The 21,123-nt window shown below is 46.4% G+C and carries 14 protein-coding genes; 3 read left to right on the plus strand and 11 right to left on the minus strand.

From position 1 onward, the window contains the following. The first annotated feature begins 289 nt into the window (after positions 1 to 289). Positions 290 to 1,189, plus strand: coding sequence for a polyphosphate kinase 2 family protein (locus DR864_RS08830; RefSeq protein ID WP_114070213.1), 900 nt, complete (start codon positions 290 to 292; stop codon positions 1,187 to 1,189). Positions 1,190 to 1,249: 60 nt separating this feature from the next. Here the strand turns inward: DR864_RS08830 and DR864_RS08835 are convergent, their stop codons facing one another. The 10 genes from DR864_RS08835 to DR864_RS08880 all read right to left on the minus strand — a co-directional run bounded on the left by DR864_RS08835 (position 1,250) and on the right by DR864_RS08880 (position 17,023). Beyond that, the gene (locus DR864_RS08835; protein WP_114066619.1) at positions 1,250 to 6,211 is read right to left on the minus strand and encodes a 3-coathanger stack domain-containing protein; all 4,962 of its coding nucleotides are present in this window, start codon (positions 6,209 to 6,211) and stop codon (positions 1,250 to 1,252) included. 429 nt (positions 6,212 to 6,640) lie between these two features. After that, entirely contained in the window at positions 6,641 to 7,474 is an 834-nt protein-coding gene (locus DR864_RS08840) for an MBL fold metallo-hydrolase (protein WP_114066620.1), read from the minus strand. Positions 7,475 to 7,513: 39 nt separating this feature from the next. Then, positions 7,514 to 9,169 (minus strand): sodium/sugar symporter, encoded by a 1,656-nt coding sequence (locus DR864_RS08845; protein WP_114070214.1) that lies wholly within the window; start codon positions 9,167 to 9,169, stop codon positions 7,514 to 7,516. A gap of 103 nt (positions 9,170 to 9,272) precedes the next feature. Then, positions 9,273 to 9,971 (minus strand): L-ribulose-5-phosphate 4-epimerase, encoded by a 699-nt coding sequence (locus DR864_RS08850; protein ID WP_114066621.1) that lies wholly within the window; start codon positions 9,969 to 9,971, stop codon positions 9,273 to 9,275. Between the two features lie 36 nt (positions 9,972 to 10,007). Beyond that, a complete protein-coding gene (locus DR864_RS08855; protein WP_114066622.1) occupies positions 10,008 to 11,555 on the minus strand; it encodes an alpha-N-arabinofuranosidase in 1,548 nt (515 codons plus the stop codon). A 42-nt stretch (positions 11,556 to 11,597) separates the two neighbouring features. Continuing rightward, positions 11,598 to 13,082: an L-arabinose isomerase gene (gene araA / locus DR864_RS08860; RefSeq protein WP_114066623.1), complete on the minus strand. Its 1,485-nt coding sequence runs from the start codon at positions 13,080 to 13,082 to the stop codon at positions 11,598 to 11,600. Then, positions 13,075 to 14,712 carry a ribulokinase gene (locus DR864_RS08865; RefSeq protein ID WP_114066624.1) on the minus strand — a complete coding sequence of 546 codons (1,638 nt, stop codon included), beginning with the start codon at positions 14,710 to 14,712 and terminating at the stop codon, positions 13,075 to 13,077. Before DR864_RS08865 ends, araA begins: the two co-directional genes overlap by 8 nt. A gap of 7 nt (positions 14,713 to 14,719) precedes the next feature. After that, positions 14,720 to 15,415, minus strand: a complete 696-nt coding sequence (locus DR864_RS08870) for an NUDIX hydrolase (RefSeq protein ID WP_114066625.1) — start codon at positions 15,413 to 15,415, stop codon at positions 14,720 to 14,722. A 204-nt stretch (positions 15,416 to 15,619) separates the two neighbouring features. After that, entirely contained in the window at positions 15,620 to 16,381 is a 762-nt protein-coding gene (locus DR864_RS08875) for a sulfite exporter TauE/SafE family protein (RefSeq protein ID WP_229599548.1), read from the minus strand. 72 nt (positions 16,382 to 16,453) lie between these two features. Beyond that, positions 16,454 to 17,023, minus strand: a complete 570-nt coding sequence (locus tag DR864_RS08880; RefSeq protein ID WP_114066626.1) for a MarC family protein — start codon at positions 17,021 to 17,023, stop codon at positions 16,454 to 16,456. Between the two features lie 443 nt (positions 17,024 to 17,466). On the opposite strand from DR864_RS08880, the gene DR864_RS08885 reads away from it, so the two are divergent. Beyond that, positions 17,467 to 17,835, plus strand: a complete 369-nt coding sequence (locus DR864_RS08885) for a PadR family transcriptional regulator (RefSeq protein WP_114070216.1) — start codon at positions 17,467 to 17,469, stop codon at positions 17,833 to 17,835. A gap of 50 nt (positions 17,836 to 17,885) precedes the next feature. Next, positions 17,886 to 20,444, plus strand: coding sequence for a PspC domain-containing protein (locus tag DR864_RS08890; RefSeq protein ID WP_114066627.1), 2,559 nt, complete (start codon positions 17,886 to 17,888; stop codon positions 20,442 to 20,444). Positions 20,445 to 20,538: 94 nt separating this feature from the next. Here the strand turns inward: DR864_RS08890 and DR864_RS08895 are convergent, their stop codons facing one another. Further along, positions 20,539 to 21,051, minus strand: a complete 513-nt coding sequence (locus DR864_RS08895) for an NUDIX domain-containing protein (RefSeq protein ID WP_114066628.1) — start codon at positions 21,049 to 21,051, stop codon at positions 20,539 to 20,541. Positions 21,052 to 21,123 lie beyond the last annotated feature (72 nt).

The raw sequence follows: 21,123 nt of genomic DNA on the forward strand, positions 1-21,123 counted from the left end.
CAATGGTGTTTAGCGTTAGAATGGGTAATCAGTACTACTGTTTTTCTAAATGTTACTAAACAAAATCAACGCCAAAGTTTTTCTATTGCTAAGAATATGCAAAAAAAACGCCTGTTGCTGGTCTTTATTCCGATTCAAAATACAGAAAATTCCTATTTATAACCACTTTAACCCAAAAAACAAAAATATTAGTAACAGAAAGTTATCAAGTGGTGATTATTTAGGTATATTTTACCCTGATTTTTTCAAATTATATGTCGGACAATTACTAAAAATCAACCATCTCTTCATGTCACAATCCCTCCAAACAGACGATTTTCGCTTCGATGGCACCCGTACATTCCACCATAAAAAAGCGGATACCAAAATAGAAGACCTTTACGACAACAAAGCCGACTACGCCGCCCAACTGGCTGATTTTCGGACTACCATCGACGAGCTCCAAAGTCTCATGTACGCCCATAATCGTTACGGGCTTTTGGTGATTTTTCAGGCCATGGATGCCGCTGGGAAAGACAGCACCATCAAGCACGTATTATCGGGGGTGAATCCTGTGGGGGTCAAAATCCAATCTTTCAAACGACCTTCCGACAACGAACTAGACCATGATTTTTTGTGGCGGCATTTGCTTTCACTACCCGAACGTGGCAACATTACCATCTTCAACCGGAGTCATTATGAAGAAGTATTGGTCGTAAAAGTACATCCCGAAATCCTGACCAAGTCGCAGCGGCTGCCCAAAGAATTGACCAATGATTTGGACAAAGTCTGGAAACAGCGCTACCAAGACATCGCTAATTTTGAAAAATACCTATATCACAACGGCATCCGGGTGATTAAGTTTTTCCTGAATATCTCACAGCAAGAACAGGGAAAGCAACTCATCGAACGCATTGAAGACCCTACCAAAAACTGGAAGTTTGAAGAAGACGACATCAAAGAACGCGCTTATTGGAAAGACTACATGAATGCCTATGAAGAAGCCATCAACGCCACCGCCACCGAAAAAGCCCCTTGGTACGTAGTCCCCGCCGACGACAAGAAAAATATGCGACTTATTGTGGGAAAAATTTTGATTGAAGAACTCAAAAACATGAATATGTCGTTTCCAGAAAGCACCCCTGAGCGGCACGCCGCCCTACAAAAACTCATTGCAACGATTCATGAGCAGGATGGAGGTGCGGAGTGATTAAACGAAAAGGCGAGCAGTTAGCTCGCCTTTTCAATGGATTTCTTATTTTTCATTTCTTCAATTACAGCCCTGAATCGCTGCCTGAAAGCTGCCGCCGGTACTGATGTTGGTTTGGAAACCTGGCAGGAGCAGTACTGCATTTTGCCCGTAATAATTGACCGTAGCGCCATCCCCTACTTTATTGGTGGCATTGATAAGCAAGCCTTTGGCAGTATTGGTTTGCCCGGGAGCAATATCCAACAGCGTGGAGTACAGATTCAATACCGCCGGACAAGGCGAGGGCAGTTTGTATTTCAGCAGAGAGAAATTGTTGACACCACTGGAGTAGTCATTCCACAAAAATGTGGTACCGTTGTCTGCGTATAATTCTACATACGTGAACAAATTGGAGCCACTGCTTGGCAGCGTTTCGATACGCAGTGAATCATTTACAACGCTGACCGAAAGTTTATAATAACCGTATACATTTCCCGAAGAAGCTACTTTGATATAGTATACTTTGTTGTTATGCACATAAGCATACCAGTCTGCATCATTTTTGGAATCAAGACACACTTCGGGACTAAGATAATTTGCCACTGAGATAATTGTAGCAGATGAGTAGGTATTATTAGGTTCTAAAGGGTCACATTCTAAAGTAACGGTGACAGCCCCCGCTGCTGTTGTACATCCGTTTACATCCATACATAGCGCCTCATAGACCGTAGTGCCATTGGGTACTAAAGTACGGGTAGCAGGAGCCGAACCATTATCCTTCCATTGGATAGTTCCGTTGCAGCCAGAGGCCGTTAAGGTTGTACTTTGGCCGAGCGATATCGAACTTGGCACTGCCGTGATTGTCGGTGGCGCCGGAGCGATACTATTGGTAATGGTCAATAACCCGATACTTTTCGGACTTGTATATACTGGGCCGGAAGAGGTCGCTACAAACCGATACGTACCCGAAGGAACGGATGCGGGAATCGTGACATTAGAAAAAGTGTACGATGAAAATCCCTTTAAAGAAGCCAAATTACTCATGACGACCGTTCCCGAAACCGCCTCTACCAGATGCAGTGACACTGTATTTTCTGAATAACAGCACAAATTGGGGGAATATTTTACCGTTACTCCTCCCCCACGGCAAATGGACGCCGACTTAAAATCAACCAGCAGGGGGCAGGTATAATATTTGTCTGATTCTGACTGGCACTCGCCGCTTTGAACCATCACAAAATATACTCCAGGTTGGTCGGTTGTTAAAGAGGAAGCATTCCCTCCCGATACGGGTAGGAAAGGACCATTGGAAGTGGGCGCATAATACCATTGGTACGAAAAAGAAGGGTCTGTAACGCTCGACAAAAGGGTAAAGTTACTGCCATCAGTACAATCTCCTGCACCGGTGCGGCTAATGAACGGTTTGGGAACACTACCTACCATAACTTCATAAGGGGCCGAGGTCACGTCATATCCATTTGGCCCCGTCACTCTCACGGTATAATTACCACTCACCGTAGCAGTATACCCATCACCTGTCCCTCCCGTAAAATTTCCATCACGGTACCACTGATAATTATATCCGGAAATAGGGTCAATATAGAGTGAAGCGACGGCACACTGCCTTGGAAAAGACATTTGTATTTGGAGAATTGGAATACAACCCGTGCTTGAAACGGTAAAATTATAACTGCTCACTACTGTTGTAAAATGAGGGTTGATGCCGGAGATCCTGATTTGAAAAGTACTGCCTATGGGAAGTGACGCAGGCACCCGCACTACCATAGGATTGGTCAACGAGTTAATGTTATAGGAAGAGATAAAATTGCCGTTAACGGAATTGTATAACGCTACATATAGATTTCTGCTACCGCCCCATGTACCGACGGTTGTATAAGGAATCTCCACCGAGCCCCCGGCGCAGGCATTCAGGCTGGTCGGGGTGGAAAGGCTAATCGTCGTGGCTGCATCAACAATTACATTGACCGTACCATTGGTGCCCCCACTGCCGCAACTGTTTCCAAAATCCGATATAAAATACGTCCGATTTTGTTCGGGCGTTACATTGAGCGTATACGTTGAATTGTTGGTGGTAACTCGCCGACGGTAAGTGCCGTCAGAGTACTGAAAAACAAAAGGAGGCTGCCCAGTCATAGTCACCGTCAACGGAACCGTTTGGCCGGGAGAAATGACCACGTCAGAGGTAGTACCACTAGTATTCGTAAGCGTTGCCGTTCCACTGTTGTTAAGGGAAACTGAGGAAGATTGGGCTGAGCAATATCCTGTTTTTTGGCGAACAACCACATAATAATAACCCACAGAAGTTGCCACATAACTTGCCGAGCTAGCGCCATTGATAGGGGAAGCATTTGCCTCGTTGAAGGGCTGATAATACCACTGATAATCATATACAGCGGCATCTGCCGGGGTGGCATTTAAGGTTATTGTGCCTCCATTGCAAACCGCACCGTTCGTAGGCGAAATGCTCACTGGCGGCATTGTCACCTCCACAGAAGTAGTGGCAGAGGTAGAATTGTAGCCGATAGCTGCATTGGCTACCTGTACTGTATAGGCCCCCGTTTGTGATGCGTTATAGTAACTGCCTGTTGCTTCTGGAATACTGCTCCCGTTTCGAAACCATTGATAGGCATAACCGCTGCCAGTTGGTGAGGCATTCAGCGATACACTTGCACACTGCACAGAAGAAGTGCCATTCTGAATGGTAGCGGTGGGCAAACACGCAGTACCCGTGACCGTCAATTGATAACTGCTCGTGACAGCACCAGAGTAAGGTAAGATTGAAGTTACCCTGACCCTGTAGGTTGCATTAAGGGCTAATGCCGTCGGAAGCCTATAGCGAATGGGGTTTTGTGAAAAATAACCCTGATAACTGTTTGATACATAGTTGTTATTGGCATCTGTCAATTCTACGTACAACTTTCGGTCATTGGTCCATGTTCCAGCAGTAGTGTACGGGATATCAATGGTACTGCCCGCACATACGTTCAGACTGGCCAGCGCAGTCAATGTCAATGAAGTAGTAGGATCCACCACGATAGTTACGGAACCGCTGCTGCTGTTATTAGTACAGTTATTCGATACAATACCAGTAAGATAATAGTTTCGGTTCTGTTCGGGCTGAACCATTATGAGGTGCGGATTAGCGGTCGCTGACATACTTTTATAATCGGACCCGTCATACAAATCAAATGTCCACGGCCCCTGTCCCGTAAAGGTAGCTTTCAGTTGGGCCGTGTTGCCGGGAGTAATCACTTGAGAGCTGCCGCCCAACAGCGTGGTAAGGGTCGCCGTGGCATAATTGGTCACATTAATAGAGCCTGATGCCGTGCAACCGCCTTTACTGTATTCTGCCTGATAAGAGCCCGTCGTTGTGGCTGTGTAGGCAGCACTGGTCGCCCCTGAAATCGGGACCCCGTTTTTATACCATTGCCAGCTACCGCCCGTTGTGGCCGAAGAGGCCGTCAAAACCGCCGAGGTATTACTTCCGCACAGTACGGTATTGAGAGAAGTTATCGTGACGGGTGCTGCAAGTAACGTAATGGTCTGTACCGCTGAAGAATCTGCGTAATTGGCCGTTGCGTTGGTTACTTTTACGTAATAATCACCCGATTGGTATGCCTCAAAGCTGGATGATGTGGCATTAGGGATGGGGACACCGTCGCGAAACCATTGATAATTATTGCTGCCACCCAAAAGGGAAATAGAAGCGCCAAGGTAAACTGAACTACAGCCCGGATTTGAAGGAGATATGTAAAGAATAGGCTTAGGAGCACAACCAATGCTATTGACGGTCAAAACATAAGAGCTTACAACAGGTCCTGCTACGCTGGCAGGTACAACAGGCAAAACCGCCACGCGGTACTGGTTGAAAGGAGTCACAAAGGCCGGAATGGTGACATACAGTGGATTGCCTGATTGACCAAATTGAGTGCTGATTGTCGAACCATCCTGTTCATTGATAAGATTGAGCGTAAAATTTTTCGGTCCAGACCATGTGCCTACGGTAGTATAAGGGATTTCGATGGTACTCCCAGCACATACATTCAAACTGCTAGGGGATTGTAAAGTAACAGATGTGGTGGCATCTACAACCACTCTTACATTCCCAACCAAATCGTTGCTGGAGGAGCCACACGAATTACTGCCAACGTTTGTCAGTTTATAGCGACGGTTTTGTTCAGGAGTAACGACCAATGTATAAGGATTTGCGGTTATGTTACTTAAAAATTTATTAGTGGTTCCGTCATTGTACGAAAAATAAAAAGGGCCTGTGCCCGTAAAGTTCACCTTCAATGAGGCACTTTGTCCAGGAGTGACGCTGATTATTCCACTGGGGTCATTGTTTTGATTAGTAAGGGTCGCATACGGAGTGGAGGCTACCCGAAACGGATTGGCAGTCGTGGTGGTGGTTCCTTCCGTCACGAGCACTCTGTAAAAACCCGTTGCGCTCGTCGTAAGCGTATCATTTGTTTGGCCTGATTGATTGGTATAGGTACAGGTCAGGCAGGAAGCGTATTGCCATTGGTAGGTGTACTGTGCTCCCTGCGGCTGCGCCACCAGCGTGGCGGAGGTATTGGCGTTGCACAAAATGGGATTTACGGATGAAATCGTTGCGGTAAAAGTAGACAGCGTTTCTTTTGGAGGTTTTGCTTTCCCATCTTTCAGGGCTTGCGCCCAAATCACCGCCAACTCCTCACTGTTGTCTGGGCAGGTTTCTACGCGTACTTTGGGAGAAGTCCCAGTCATTTGCGCATTACTGACCGTCACCGAATAGATTCCGGCCCGGCGCACCGGCAGAGTATTGGTGACCGTCGTTTCCAACGGTTGACCGTCCAAAAACCATTCATAGGAAAATCCTGGCTCGTGAAGAGTAGCCCGCAGAGTCATTTGGCTACCGTCGCAGAAATAGGGGGAGCCGGTAAGATTCTCAAGGCTGAGCTGAACATTAACAGACGTTTTTTCCTGGGCAGCGGCGGTAAAAGCGAAGAAGAAAATGAGGCAGTAGATAGAAAATTTTTGCATACGAAAATAAACGTAAATCGGCTTTAGGTGGAAGGCAAGACACCTGTAAAGGGTAAAAGTTAGACGAATGAAACTGCAAATAGATACTTATTTTTTAAAAATTATCCTCAAAGGGCCCATATTTCTCCACCCACTCTATTCATCATTAAGAAGCAATACCTTCAAACACAAAAACCACCTCCTATAGTAAAAAATAAAAGAAATCACCTCTCCTGCAACCCAATAAACAACATACTGATAATCAATAAATTTCAATACTTCGGATTACCATAATTATTCATTTCTCTACTAAAATGCCGAAACCTGACTCTGCATTCATACAAAAAAGCACCCCTGAGCGGCACGCCGCCCTGCAAAAACTCATCGAAACGATTCATGAGCAGGATAAAAGTGTGGAGTGAGTGGGCCAAAAACCTTCAGGCCTGACTTTCAGAGAAATGATGGGCGCGGATACCTAGATATTAATCTTGCCAATTTCGCCTCAATTCCCTCTTCCGTAATACCGCCATGATAACAAATCATCCGCTTGACTTCCAAACGCTTTATTTTTTTTACTGACTCCACCGCAGCCCCTAAATCTAGGGTAAAAGCGGGATTGGCGATTTCAAATTCATCATGCTCAATTACCAGCGCATCTGCCGCAATGAGCGTCTGGCTTTCTGGTACGTAAAGCGACACATGCCCCGGCATGTGGCCAGGAGTATTTATAATTTTCACGCCATCCATAAACGTGTCATCTTCCGTAAACACGGCATCCACCTCAACACTTTGAACATTTTTCAACATCTCCTGAAAATACAAAGCCCCTGGCTTTTGGTCTTCTGGCAAGGACTCAAACAAGCTTTCAGCCTGCATTAAACGTACCGATTTTTCTTTACCACTGATATAAGGAGCTTCAATGACAGGCGAATATACGGCCAAGGCAGGGTAGCGATTTTTCAGCTCCGCCAAGCCACCAAAATGGTCGATGTCGTGATGGGTGATAAAAACGCCCGTCAGTTCTTGAAGTGATAGGCCCTGTTTCTGGGCCGCATCTTCAATGAGCGACATAAATCCAGCATAACCACAATCTACCAATATCATTTGGTATTCGTTCTTTAAAATAACGGGATACAGAGCATCTTCTTTGCCATTATAATCAAACCTTACCTCAAGAACGTACACTACAACACTGCTCGCCATCATAATAATGCCCAACTTTTCTGTTTTTAATGATGATTTATTCAACAAATATATTGATAAAACAAAAAGAGGTAGCTTCATCAGCTACCCCCTCCGTTGAATTTTATTTGAAAGTATTCCCTACCAGAAAATCCAGTAAATCAAACTAAACGTAGCCACTACCGCAATGGCACCGTAGCGGAATGTAGGCGTGACTTTGAACCATTCGGGGCGCACCTCAAAGGCGTTAGGTTGATTTTTACCTTTGGATTGCGACAAGCTTATGGCTACGTGTACGGCCGAACAAATCCAAAATACCACGCCCATGCGGTTGAGGAACGGGAAGGCAGGATACAAATTTTCAATCACCGCCGACAACGCAATACTCAACACCGCCGCCGCCAAAGCACCGTTGGCGGTCGCTTTTTTCCAGAAGAAGCCCAATAAGAAAATACTCAAAATCCCCGGCGAAATGTAGCCCGTGTACACCTGAATATACTCAAATGCCTGTCCGAAATTGGCTAATAATGGACTCACCATCAGCGCAATGATAAAGGCCACGACAATGGCCACGCGCCCAGTCCAAACGGTTTGTTTTTCGGTTAGGTTTTTGTTGAAAAATTTATTGTGAATATCAAGCATGTAAATGGTCGATATACTGTTGGCTTTTCCTGCTAAACTCGCTACAATCGCCGCCGTCAGGGCCGCGAAAGCCAAGCCTTTTAAGCCTACTGGGAGTAAATTCAGCAATACTGGGTACGCATTATCGGGCTTCACAATACCGTTTTGGGTAATGCCGTTGACAATCGACGCATCGGCATTTTCTTGAAACAACACGTAAGCCGCCAAACCGGGCAAAACCACGATAAACGGCATCATCATTTTCAGAAATGCCGCAAACAGTACACCATTACGGGCCGTATTGATGTCAGCGCCAAGCGCGCGTTGGGTCATGTATTGGTTACAGCCAAAGTAGTTTAGGTTGTTGACCCACTGCCCGCCGATGATAAACATCATGATACCCGGCAACTGATTGTAGGCGTCGATAAACCCACCACGTCCGTCGTGAACTTGGTACTGACCGGGCGTAAAAATCATGTGCAGGTGACTGTCGGCTTTTTCTCGAATCAGGCTCAATCCTTCCAACACCCCCGAACCTGTACCGACTTTGTCGGAAAGTAAATCCAAGGCCAGATACGTGGTAGCCAAACCACCGAAAATCAAACAAACCACCTGAATCACGTCGGTATAGCCGATTACTTTCATCCCGCCAAGGGTGATGATGACGGCAAACGTAGTCAAGAAGATAGCGCAGGGCATGAAGGCGAAGCCCGTCATTTTTTCTAAACTCAAAGCGCCAAGGTAAATAATGGACGTAAGGTTGACGAAAATGTACAAAAACAGCCAAAACACCGCCATAATCGTCGCCAGCCGCTCATTGTAGCGTTTGGCGAGAAATTGCGGCATGGTGTAAATCTTGTTGTTGAGGTACATCGGTAGAAAATACACGGCCACGATAATGAGCGCTACACCGCCCAACAATTCATAGACCGAAATGGCAATGCCCAACTGAAAGGCTTGTCCGCTCATGCCAATAAACTGCTCAGCCGAGATATTGGAAGCAATAATGGAAGCCCCGATAGCCCACCAAGTAAGAGAGCCTTCGGCTAGAAAAAAGTCTTTGGAATCGGCGGTCTGTTTGCCTTTGTGTTTATATACCCAATAGCCGTAGCTCGACACAATCACAAAATAAATGAGGAAGATAACGTAATCAAGGGTTTCAAGTCCAAGGGTCATGAGAAGGAGAGAGTTTGTAGGAATTAAAATAAAGCTTTTTTTTTCATTCCGGAGGAATCTAAAAGGGTCGAAAAAATAGATTCCTCCCGAATGACAAAGTTGTTTAACATCCTTGCCCGTAATAGGCATTTTTGCCGTGTTTGCGTTCAAAATGTTTCATACGCAACGTGTCTTTAATGCGTGGCGTATGGGGATTGATTTGCAGCGTCAGGTACGCCATACGGGCCACTTCTTCCAGTACCGCCGCGTTGTACACCGACTTCTCGGCGGTCTTACCCCACGTAAAAGGCCCGTGATTTTGCAGCAGTACCATTTCCATTTCCTTGTGCGACAATTTACGGGCGTCAAATACACCAAAGATTTGATTTCCCGTTTCGTACTCATAATCCCCCTGAATCATTTCGTCCGACAATACGGGCGCACACGGAATGTCTTGGTGCGTATGGTCAGCGTGGGTAGTGCCGAAGATAGGAATATCAATTCCTGCCTGCGCCCAGGCTACGGCGTAGGTGCTGTGCGTGTGCGTGATACCACCAATGTCTTCCCAAGTCTTGTAGAGCAACGCGTGGGTTTTGGTATCCGAAGAAGGACGCATTTTCCCTTCCACCACCTTGGCATCGTAATCCATGATGACGATATCTTCGGGCTTCAGTGATTCATACGGCACGCCGCTAGGCTTGATGGCAAAAACGGCCTTCTCTCTATCCACGGCGCTGACATTACCAAACGTAAACAGCACCAATCCCAACTTGGGCAGCTGCATATTGGCTTCGTAGCATTCTTGTTGTAATGATTTATACATAGTTTTTATATTTCTGCAACCGTTGGGGCGATTGCGCTATTTTAACTCCAACACAACCACCGATACGGGTGGCAATTTGACCGTCAACACATTGTTTTTCAGGCTTGCTCCTCCAAATACCGCTGGTTGAATTTTACCGGGGTTTTCAAAGGTATTGTAGTCCTGCACTTTGCCCGAGGTCAAGATACGGCCTGTTACGCCCGAGGCATTTACCCCTGTGACATTGATGGTAATATCCTGCGCTTTATTCGGGTCAATGTTGACCAATGAGACATGAACTGCACCATTTTTATCGCGTGATGCAGAAACCGAAATCGCGGGTAATTTTTCATTGCCAAACGTGTAATCATTTGACTGAACCTCCACGGGCAACATCGTCGCGTCTTGATGGACGTTGTACATTTCCAATACGTGATAGGTCGGGGTCAAAATCATTTTTTCTTCGTTGGTCAAAATCACCGATTGCAGTACATTGACAACCTGGGCCAAATTGGCCATACGAACACGTTCGCAATATTTATGGAAAATATTGAGTGTAGCCCCTGCCAAAACGGCATCGCGCATGGTATTTTGCTGGAACAAAAAGCCTGGATTGGTGCCTGGCTCCACATCATACCAACCACCCCATTCATCGACGACCAACGCTACTTTCTTCGCAGGGTCATATTTGTCCATGATGGTGCTGTGACGTTTAACAAGCTCATCCATCAAGAGCGCTTCTTTCATGGTTTTGAAATACAACTCTTCAGTGAACGTAGTAGAAGGGCCTTTGTGCTTCCAGTCAATCACCGAATAATGGTGCATCGCTATTCCTTCAAGCATATTGTGCGGAATCTCCCGCATAAGCGTTTCTGTCCAATTATAGTCGTTGTCACTAGCTCCCGAAGCAATCCTAAACAGACGTTCGTTGTTTTCAAACGACGCATTCATAAAGGTAGCGTACTGACGGTAAATATTGGCGTAGTAATCGGGTTTCATGTTGCCGCCGCAGCCCCAGGCTTCGTTTCCAACGCCCCAATAGCGTACTTTCCACGGGTTTTCGCGGCCATTTTTTGCCCGTAAATCAGACATTGGACTCACGCCTTTGAAATTGACATACTGTACCCAATCTGATAAATCCTTTACCGTTCCACTACCTACGTTTCCTGCCAAATAAGGCTCTGTACCAATCAACTCGCACATATTCAGAAAATCGTGCGTACCAAAACTGTTGTCTTCCGTCACATTTCCCCACCACACATTTACGATTTTAGGGCGATTGGCTTTGGGGCCAATGCCGTCTTTCCATTGGTAGGTATCGGCAAAACAGCCTCCCGGCCAACGAAGATTGGGAATTTTCATCTTTTTCAACGCTTCGACCACATCCATACGAACTCCATCTTTGTTCGGAATTTTTGTGTTATTTTCTCCTACATAAAAACCCCCGTAGATGCACTTACCAAGGTGTTCGGCAAAATGCCCGTAGATATGCCGATTGATGGTATGTTTTCCCAGATCACCACTTAAGGTTACTTTGTTTTGGGCAAAGACCGTGCTTGACGTCAGCAGGAAAATGATACCTGCGCTTTTTAGAAAATGTCTCATCGTAAAAGAGGGTTTAGACGCTTTCAGCGTGACAAAATAGTTTTATTTAAACGTTGCATCACTCCAACGCAACTCATTCTTCAACTGCCGAATACTGGTGTTTTTATCAATCACCACCAATTCTACGCCAAACATCTCTGCAAAATCTTCGAGGTATTCAGTCGTCAGGTTTTGGCTGTATACGGTGTGGTGGGCGCCGCCTGCCAAAATCCAAGCCTGCAAACCGACTTCCATGCTTGGCTGTGGTTTCCAAAGTGCCCTTGCCGTGGGAAGTTTGGGAAACGTTTCGGTGACTTCAACGGCTTCTACTTCGTTGACCAACAAACGAAAACGGTTGCCCATGTCAATCAGCGACACATTGAGCGCCGGTCCAGGTGCAGCATTAAATACTAATCTAACGGGGTCTTCTTTACCACCAATGCCAAGCGGATGGACTTCACATTTTACGGCTCCCTGCGCAATCGACGGGCAGATTTCGAGCATGTGCGAGCCGAGTACCATCGGATTGGCGGGGTCAAAATGGTAGGTATAATCTTCCATGAACGAGTTGCCGCCTTCCATACCGCTCGCCATCACTTTCAGCGCACGCACCATCGCCGACGTTTTCCAGTCACCTTCGCCGCCGTAGCCGTAGCCCGCTGCCATCATACGCTGCGAGCCGATGCCCGGGAGCTGGCGCATTCCGTGCAAATCTTCGAAGGTATTGGTATAGGCAGCAAAATCGCCCTCTTCCAAAAATGCTTTCAATCCTAACTCAATTCGTGCTGCTTCTACCAACGACTGACGCATAAAACCGCCGTTGCGCAGTGAATCCATCAGCTCGTAAGTATCTTCATATTCCTGCATCAACGTAAAAATATCGGCTTCCGAAATTTGGTTGATGTACTTCACCAAATCCCCGACGCCGTGGGTATTGACCGAAAACCCAAAGGTCATTTCAGCCGCTACTTTGTCGCCGTCGGTAACTGCTACTTGCCGCATATTATCGCCAAAACGCACCACTTTCATGGTTTGCATTTCGTACTTGGCCGCCGCTACCCTACTCCAGACGTTGATTTTTTGGAGTACATCAGCCTGTTGCCAGTGTCCTACCACTACTTTACGACTCAAGCGCATCCGCGACATGATGAACCCAAACTCCCGGTCGCCGTGTGCCGATTGGTTGAGATTCATGAAGTCCATATCAATGTCGTTGAATGGAATATCACGGTTGAACTGCGTATGAAGGTGCAACAGTGGTTTTTGGAGACAATTCAGGCCCCGAATCCACATTTTGGCGGGCGAAAACGTATGCATCCATGCCACAATTCCGACGCAATTGGGGGCCACGTTGGCTTCCTGACAAATCGCGTAGATTTCGTCGGGTGTTTTAACCACAGGTTTAAACACCACCCGCACCGGAATTTGCGGAGAATCGTTCAACGAATCAGCAATAATTTGGGAGTGTTCATCCACTTGGCGAAGTGTTTCTTCACCGTACAAATGCTGGCTGCCCGTAACAAACCAGACTTCAAATTTTTTAAGCATATTGTTCTATATAGTTTCCTAAACTTTGATATTTCTGATATAAACTTTGATAAACCGCCACTTTATCTGCATTTGGATGGTATTCGGCATCAAAACCTGACCCCATGGCTTCTTGCGCGGCTTTCATGTCGGGATGAATTCTCGCCGCTACCGACGCACACATGGCCGCTCCTAAGGCACAGGCTTGGTCTGAACTTGCCACTTTGATGGGCATATTGAGCACATCGGCCAGCGTTTGCATCACAAAAGGTGATTTTTTGGCTACACCGCCAATCCCAATCACTTTTTTGATGGCAACGCCTTCTTGATAAAAACGGTCCACAATCGCCCTTGAGCCAAAGGCAGTGGCTTCTACCAACGCCTTGAAGATTTTAACGGCATCAGTACTCAAATTCATCCCCGAAATCGTGGCTTTCAAGGTGTGATTTGCATCGGGCGTACGGCGGCCGTTAATCCAATCCAACGCCACTACATCATTTTCGGTGACGGGTAGTTTGGCCGCCTGTTCTGATAAATAAGGGATTAATTTTTTGCGTAATTCTGCGGCGGCCTCCTCTCCCAACAACGCTTTGACCGGCTCGACAATCACTTGCTGAAACCATGCGTACAAATCTCCGAAGGCCGATTGGCCCGCTTCCATGCCCAGCATCCCAGGGATGATGGAGCCGTCGACCTGACCGCAAATACCCCGAATCAGCAAATGACCGATTTCTTCATTGGGTGCAATAATCATGTCGCATGTAGATGTTCCCATCACCCGCACGAAGGTGTACGGGTCAATCTCGGCCCCCACCGCCCCCATGTGCGCATCAAAAGCTCCAACGCCAATCACGACGTCGGCAGGGATGCCCAATTTGGTGGCCCACTCGGCCGAAATTGTCCCCATCGCTTCGTCAGACGTGTACGTATCTTTAAATAAGCGTTGGCGTAAACCCGCCAATTGAGGGTCTAATTCTACCAAAAACTCCTCAGAAGGCAACCCCTGAAATTCCTCATTCCACATGGCTTTGTGGCCCGCCGCACAGCGTGAGCGTTTCAACGTCAGCGGGTTGGTATCTCCCGTCAAGACCGCCGAAATCCAGTCGCAATGCTCCACCCACGAAAACGCCCGCGTCCGCACTTGGCTATCGACGCGAATCGTCCGCATTATCTTAGCCCAATACCATTCAGAAGAATAAATCCCTCCGACGTATTTGGTATAATCCACATCCCAGTGGTGCGCCAATTGGTTGATTTCTTCGGCCTCGGCGTTGGCTGTGTGGTCTTTCCAGAGAATAAACATTCCGTGGGGATTTTCCGAGAACTCAGGTAACAGCGCGAGCGGTGTGCCATTTTCATCGACCGCCACGGGCGTAGAACCCGTTGTGTCCACCGAAATTCCTTTGACATTTTGGCGCACTTCCTCTGGCACACCCGCCAACGCCCCTTTGATAGATTCTTCCAATCCTTCCAAATAGTCGAGTGGATGCTGGCGAAATTGTGAAATTTCGGGCGCGCAGTAAAGACCTTTTTTCCAGCGTGGATATTCAAAAACGTGCGTCCCAACGGCCGCCCCCGTATGAGCATTGACAACCAAAGCCCGAACCGAATCGGTCCCATAATCTACTCCAATAACGTACTGATTCTGCATTGTTTTTCTAGGTGGTTACTGGCATGAAGTACCAAAAATTATTAAAGTTACTTTCGTATTTTTCTTTGTTCAAACGATACAAAACCGCCTTTTTGGTAGCCGAGTTGGCGTTTTTCTCACCCGTATCCAACAACAGTCCCGTCGATAGAATCTTGCGACTGAAATTGCGGCGGTCGAGTTTCAAATCATAAATGGCTTCGTACAGTTTTTGTAATTGAGGAATGGTAAATTGTTCGGGCAACAACTCAAATCCAATCGGATGCAACGCGGCTTTATAGCGTAGGCGTTCGAGGGCGATTTGAACCATTTTTTCATGGTCAAAAATCAACTTCGGCATCTGCTTCAGGCTAATCCAACATGCACTATGCGACTTTACGGATTCCTCATCGTGGTTATGAATGTTGATGAGCGCAAAGAAAACAACCGAGAGGGTCCGCTCTACGGGGTCACGGTCTACTTTACCAAACGTCTGCAATTGCTCTACGTAAATGTTGTGCAGCCCCGTCAATTCATGCAAAATTCGTTCGGCTCCCACCTCCAAATCTTCCTCTTCATTTACAAATCCTCCCATCAACGACCACTTGCCTTTTTCGGGCTCAAAACGCCGCTTAATCAACAATAATTTAAGCTCTTCTCCATCAAAACCGAAGATGATGCAATCAATGGCCACCAAAAGTCGAGTGGAGTGGGCGTAGTTTTTCATCATAAATGTGTCAAAACAACACAATAATAGAGGCTTTTTTATTACTTTTCAACTACTTTCTTGAATTTTTTAACAGAAAAATAAACAACGAAGTATTTCTATGACTTTGAGTAACCACAGCATACGCTATCCTTTCGGGTTTAAGGACCCGAAAGCGCCACTATCGTCTGACCCTACTTAGACGCTAAAAACAGGTTGATTTACTCAAAAAAGCCTCACTACGTCGTACCCAAAACGTAGAATTAGGGCGAAAATAACGACTAAAAAAATGTTACGGATAAAGGCATTACCCCGCAAAATAGCCAAACGGCTGCCCAAATAGGAACCCATGATATTGCATGCCATCATGGGCAGGGCAATGTCAAATTCAACGTATCCTTTCCATATAAAAAACACCAGCGAAGCAATATCTGCCACCACATTGATGATTTTAGCCACCGCCGATGCCCGCAGAAATTGATACCCAATCACGCTCACAAACCCAAAAACCAACAAACTGCCCGTGCCAGGCCCCACAAACCCGTTGTAAAAACCCGTCGCCATCCCAATCAGCAGCGCGTACCATTGTAGACGAACGATAGATACTGGCAAATTTTCGTGATGCCCCAAGGTTTTGTTGGAATAAGAATAAATCGCGATGGCTGCCATCAAAAACAAAATAATTGGCTTCAAAACCTCCGCCTTCAGGTGACTGGCAATGGTTGCCCCCAAAAACGACATCACAGCTGTACCCGCCGCGGTAATGAGCACCACCCGCCAAGGAACCTCTACTTTTCGGGCGTATTGATACCCCGCCACGCTGGTGCCCATAAACGAGGCAAAACGGTTGGTACCAATCACTTGCGAAACAGAAAAGTGAGGGAACAAAATAAAAAGCGCGGGGACCTGCACCAAGCCGCCGCCGCCCACAATAGAATCTACAAAACCAGCCAACAAGGCGGCTAAAGAAGCGATAAAAATATCCAAATTCGGTGGGTTAAAATACGCAGACGAGCACTGCAACTTTGCTACCCTACCCCTCTGCGTAAATACTTGATACTATATAGAACTACGGAACAGTTTGATGGCAATGGCAATTAGAATCAGCCCAAAAATCTTGCGCAAAACATCGGTGCCCGCCACACCCAGCTGCCCTTCAATCCAAGCCGATGAGCGCAGTACCAAATAAATAAAAATCAGGTTGATAAGAATAGCAATGATGATATTGATTTCCTGATAAGCCGCTTTCAGTGACAAAATCGTGGTCATCGTTCCTGCCCCCGCAATCATCGGAAACGCAATCGGAACAATGGACGTAGCGTTGCTGTGTACGGCATCGTGCTTGAAAATATTGCGCCCCAAAATCATTTCTAGTCCAATCAAAAACAATATCAACGCCCCCGCTACGGCAAACGACGCCACATCAACGCCAAATAGTTTCAGGATTTCTTTCCCCAAATACAAAAACGCAATCATCATTCCGCCGGAAACCAACGTGGCGCGACGGGCGTTGATGGCTCCCGCTTTTTTTCGGAGGTCGATAATGACAGGGATGGAACCCAGAATATCAATGACCGAAAATAAAATCAACGTGACGGAAAGAACCTCTTTGAAATTGACGGAGTACATAGATAAGTTGGGAGTTTACAGTGAAAAGTCGGCAGTAAATGATGGCAAATTTACGATTAAATTTTATGGTTATGAGCGCTCAATTGCAAACGGCTTACTATAAACTGTTTTTTGTCCGTTTATCCCTGATTTTTACCGTTTCCAAAATAAAATTTAAAAAATTAGCCAAGTACCTTGCATCGCAAAGTACCTTACATTAACTTTGTACTGTTGATTACCTATAACACAGCCATTTTAAACAAGTACCGGGTAAATAGAATAGTCATGAGGTTGTCATGTAATTAAAAACTAGTCAGGTTTTGTCAGGAATAAATTACGGCAAAGCAAGCAAAATGAAGTTGAGAATTACGGCTCCATAACCACAAATGACAACCTTATGACTATTCTGCCAAACTCTTACAGCCATGACGTTCAATCAAAAATTTCCAAAACATGACAACAGCATGAATATTGAGAACGCTCAAGTGCAAATGCGAAAAGGAATCCTGGAATTCTGCATTATGCACATCATCTCTCGGGGCGAAGTATACGCCTCCGATATGCTCGATGAACTGACCTCCGCCAAGATTATGGTCGTAGAAGGCACGCTTTATCCGCTCCTGACCCGGCTAAAAAACTCGGGCCTGCTCGATTATAAATGGGTAGAATCCTCCTCTGGCCCCCCGCGTAAGTATTATATACTGACTGATATGGGCAAACAGTTTCTGGAAGAAATGCAAAAAACCTGGATTGAGCTTTCTGACTCTGTTCATACGATTGTGTTGAAAACACAGGATTTAGGAGCAAAGAATGAGCAACAGCCAACCAACTAACATTTAACAATCAAGGAAAACTGTTAACTGATGCGCACGCATCCATTGCCATGAAAAAGACTATCAGCATCAATATCGCCGGTCTGATTTTTTATATCGAAGAGGACGGCTACGATAAATTAAGAAATTACCTAAACTCAATCCAGAAGTACTTTTCGTCGTACGAAGATAGCAAAGAGATTATCTCTGACATCGAAGGGCGAATTGCGGAGAAGTTTTTGAACCGACAAAAAGCCGCCGACACGCAAGTGATTGCGCTGGAAGACGTCGAAGAGCTCATCAAAAGTATGGGAACCGTGGCTGACTTTGAAGCCATCGAAGAGGAAGAAGATTTGGCGGCACAGACCGCTGCCAGCCGCCAACCAGCCGCAGGCTTCAGCCAAGCTTCGGCAGTAAATCCTGAACCCGCAGCCCCCAAAAGTGCTCCCTCAGCCCCCACAACTTCCCGTAAGCTCGTTCGTGATACGAAGCGCAAATTATTGGGCGGCGTGTGTGCGGGCATCGCCCATCATTTCAACGTTGACCCGCTTTTCGTTCGTTTACTGTTCTTGCTTTTCTTTTTGGGGCTTCCTGCCATCAGTGGTGGCGTGTTTGGTGGCGACAGTGCTGAATTTTTCGGTCCATTGAGCGGATTCACTTTCTTACTGTACGTTGCTTGCTGGGTTTCTTTCCCCGGTTCCGATGCGCTGGAAGAAGACAAAAACATCAAGAAGTTTTACCGAAATCCTGACCAGAAAGTAGTGGGCGGGGTAGCGGCTGGGGTAGCGGCTTACTTCGGAGTTGACTTAGGAGTCGTTCGTTTTATTTGGGTTCTGAGCATTTTGTTCTTCGGCACTGGCCTCCTTTTATACATCGTGCTGTGGCTCATTACGCCGAAAGCCAATACTTTGACCGAAAAAATGGAGATGAAAGGGCAACCCATTACCCTCGAAAACATCGAAACCAACGTCAAGAAAGCCCTTCAGCCTGAACAAAAAGAAGAAAATATCGCAACCAAATTACTTTTGTTTCCCTTTCGGGCGGTGGCGATGGTATTCAGCGGATTAACTCCCCTGATGAAATTCTTGGTGGTTATCATGCGCATCTTTGCTGGACTGATTATGTTTATCACGGGGGCGGGCGCCTTACTTGGATTGATTACGGCGCTTTTCGCGGTATTCGGATTGGGTACGTGGGACTTTGGGCAAATTGACAACGAACTCATGCCACTCAATTTCTTCATCGGCGAAGTATCTCCCGTAGCTTACATTTTTGCCTTTTTGGCCATTGGGGTTCCTTTTGCCACGCTGGCTTGGTTGGGAATCTCGTTGTTGACCAAAGAAAATAAATTTACCCCTGCGGTGTGGCAAACCCTGCTCGGACTCTTTTTGGCGGGCCTTTTGGGAAGTACCATCTTTGGATTCAGATACGGCGCTAACTTCCGCCGCGAAGGAACGGTCGAAAAAGAACAAACCTACAAGCTACCCGCCACGCCGATTTTGCTGGACGTCCACGAGGACAACTCCGAAGACGGTTACAACAATACACAACTGGATTTGGAAGGCTACGAAAGTACCGATGCCAAAGTAGCATTTAGGTTCCGTTCGCAAGGACGCTCACGTCAGGATGCCGAGCGCAATGCTTCCAATATTTTATACAACATCAACCAAACGGATTCTACGATGGTTTTTGACGAAGATTTCAGTCTTTCCGACAAATCACCACGTTTCCGGGGGCAGAGTGTGCGCCTAACGCTGTACTTCCCGTACGCCAAAACCTTCCGCATGACACGCGATTTCTATGACCACTTTTGGGGCGTACGGAATCAAATCCAATACGACTATGATTTGGATATCAACGAAGAAATGTTCAAAAATATCCGCTGGGCCATCAAACCTGATTCAGGGCTTGTCTGTCTTGACCGTCCTATCTCCGTTCGTGATGAGTCGCGAAACAACGACGAATCCGATGACATGGACGAAATCAGCGATGGCATAGAGTCTGGCCTGAACGAAGCTTTTGACCGCTCGTTTGACGCCAAAGGCGAAATGGTGAAGCAATATGACGTAACCAATTTCAGCAAAGTCAGAATAGGCGGCGCTTTTGTGGTGACCATTCAAAAAGGAGACGTGTATAAAGTAATAGCCGACGGCAGCGAAACCGATTTGGACGACGTGGAAGTAAAAGTAGAAGATGGCACGCTCCGCGTAGAAAACCGACGCAAAGTCAAACTTTTTGAACGCAACAAGCGCGTAGGCATTACGATTACCGTTCCAACCATCGAAACCATTGATTTGTCAGGGGCAACACTCGGAAAAATAATGGGTTTCAACAACTTAGGTACGTTGAAAGTAGAGATTTCTGGGGCTTCCAAAACGTACATTGATGTTGACGCCAAAAAACTTGAACTCGACGTAGCGGGGGCTTCCAAAGTTGAATTGCACGGCAGCGCCAACACCCTCGAAGCCGACCTTGCCGGCGCGTGTTCATTGGATGCCGAGCGCATGAACATTCAGAACGGTGACGTGCAAGCCTCAGGCGTGAGCAAAGCCAACCTAGGACGCATTCCCAATCTCAAATCAAACAGCACTGGAGCAAGTCGGATTAACCGGCAGGGAGAAGGAGAATAACCTTCTATAAAATGATAACGAACGAAGTCGCATTGGATCAATGCGACTTCGTTCGTTATACAGGTTTTATCTTATGATTTGAAAAAACCATCCTTTAATTTTTATTTAAGCTGGTTTCCGCTTTTCTCTTCGCTAGCCATTCCTTCACGGCTACTCCAGTGCCAAACGACCAAGGCCGCAGCTTGTCAATTGGGACCACTTTATAGGCTTGTAGCTCTTTTTCATCCATCCGAATCTCACCCGTAGCGCGTACGTGATAGGCGATAATAAGCTCATTTCGTTGAAAGAAAGGATACACCCCCACCTGCTCCACCATTTCGGCATCCAATCCTATTTCCTCTTTTACTTCGCGCAACACTGCTTCTTCGGGCGACTCTCCCTTTTCCAAAAAACCACTCACAATCCCGAACCATTCGGCAGGCCAACCCTTGTTCTGAATCAAAATGACGGTGTCATTGTCGTACTCCACAATAGCACCTACTACAGGCAGTGGGTTATCCCAATAAACATAGCCGCAGCGCTCTGAGCAAATCAAACGCTCACGTTGGTTTAATTGGACGGTTTCAAGGGGCTTTCCGCACTTAGCACAAAAACGAAAGGGTGACATGGCTTAATATTTTAAAAATGACCGTTAATTCATAAAAGAAAGGATTTTAGAAATCAGGCACTTTTTTTGCTG

Source organism: Runella rosea, assembly GCF_003325355.1.
In the GTDB taxonomy this organism is placed as follows: domain Bacteria; phylum Bacteroidota; class Bacteroidia; order Cytophagales; family Spirosomataceae; genus Runella; species Runella rosea.

Excerpts from the sequence above, each read along its gene's own strand:
- DR864_RS08830 (WP_114070213.1), top strand. The coding sequence starts at position 290 with ATGTCACAATCCCTCCAAACAGACGATTTTCGCTTCGATGGCACCCGT.
- DR864_RS08835 (WP_114066619.1), bottom strand. The coding sequence starts at position 6,211 with ATGCAAAAATTTTCTATCTACTGCCTCATTTTCTTCTTCGCTTTTACC.
- DR864_RS08840 (WP_114066620.1), bottom strand. The coding sequence starts at position 7,474 with ATGAAGCTACCTCTTTTTGTTTTATCAATATATTTGTTGAATAAATCA.
- DR864_RS08845 (WP_114070214.1), bottom strand. The coding sequence starts at position 9,169 with ATGACCCTTGGACTTGAAACCCTTGATTACGTTATCTTCCTCATTTAT.
- DR864_RS08850 (WP_114066621.1), bottom strand. The coding sequence starts at position 9,971 with ATGTATAAATCATTACAACAAGAATGCTACGAAGCCAATATGCAGCTG.
- DR864_RS08855 (WP_114066622.1), bottom strand. The coding sequence starts at position 11,555 with ATGAGACATTTTCTAAAAAGCGCAGGTATCATTTTCCTGCTGACGTCA.
- araA (WP_114066623.1), bottom strand. The coding sequence starts at position 13,082 with ATGCTTAAAAAATTTGAAGTCTGGTTTGTTACGGGCAGCCAGCATTTG.
- DR864_RS08865 (WP_114066624.1), bottom strand. The coding sequence starts at position 14,712 with ATGCAGAATCAGTACGTTATTGGAGTAGATTATGGGACCGATTCGGTT.
- DR864_RS08870 (WP_114066625.1), bottom strand. The coding sequence starts at position 15,415 with ATGAAAAACTACGCCCACTCCACTCGACTTTTGGTGGCCATTGATTGC.
- DR864_RS08880 (WP_114066626.1), bottom strand. The coding sequence starts at position 17,023 with ATGTACTCCGTCAATTTCAAAGAGGTTCTTTCCGTCACGTTGATTTTA.
- DR864_RS08885 (WP_114070216.1), top strand. The coding sequence starts at position 17,467 with ATGAATATTGAGAACGCTCAAGTGCAAATGCGAAAAGGAATCCTGGAA.
- DR864_RS08890 (WP_114066627.1), top strand. The coding sequence starts at position 17,886 with ATGAAAAAGACTATCAGCATCAATATCGCCGGTCTGATTTTTTATATC.
- DR864_RS08895 (WP_114066628.1), bottom strand. The coding sequence starts at position 21,051 with ATGTCACCCTTTCGTTTTTGTGCTAAGTGCGGAAAGCCCCTTGAAACC.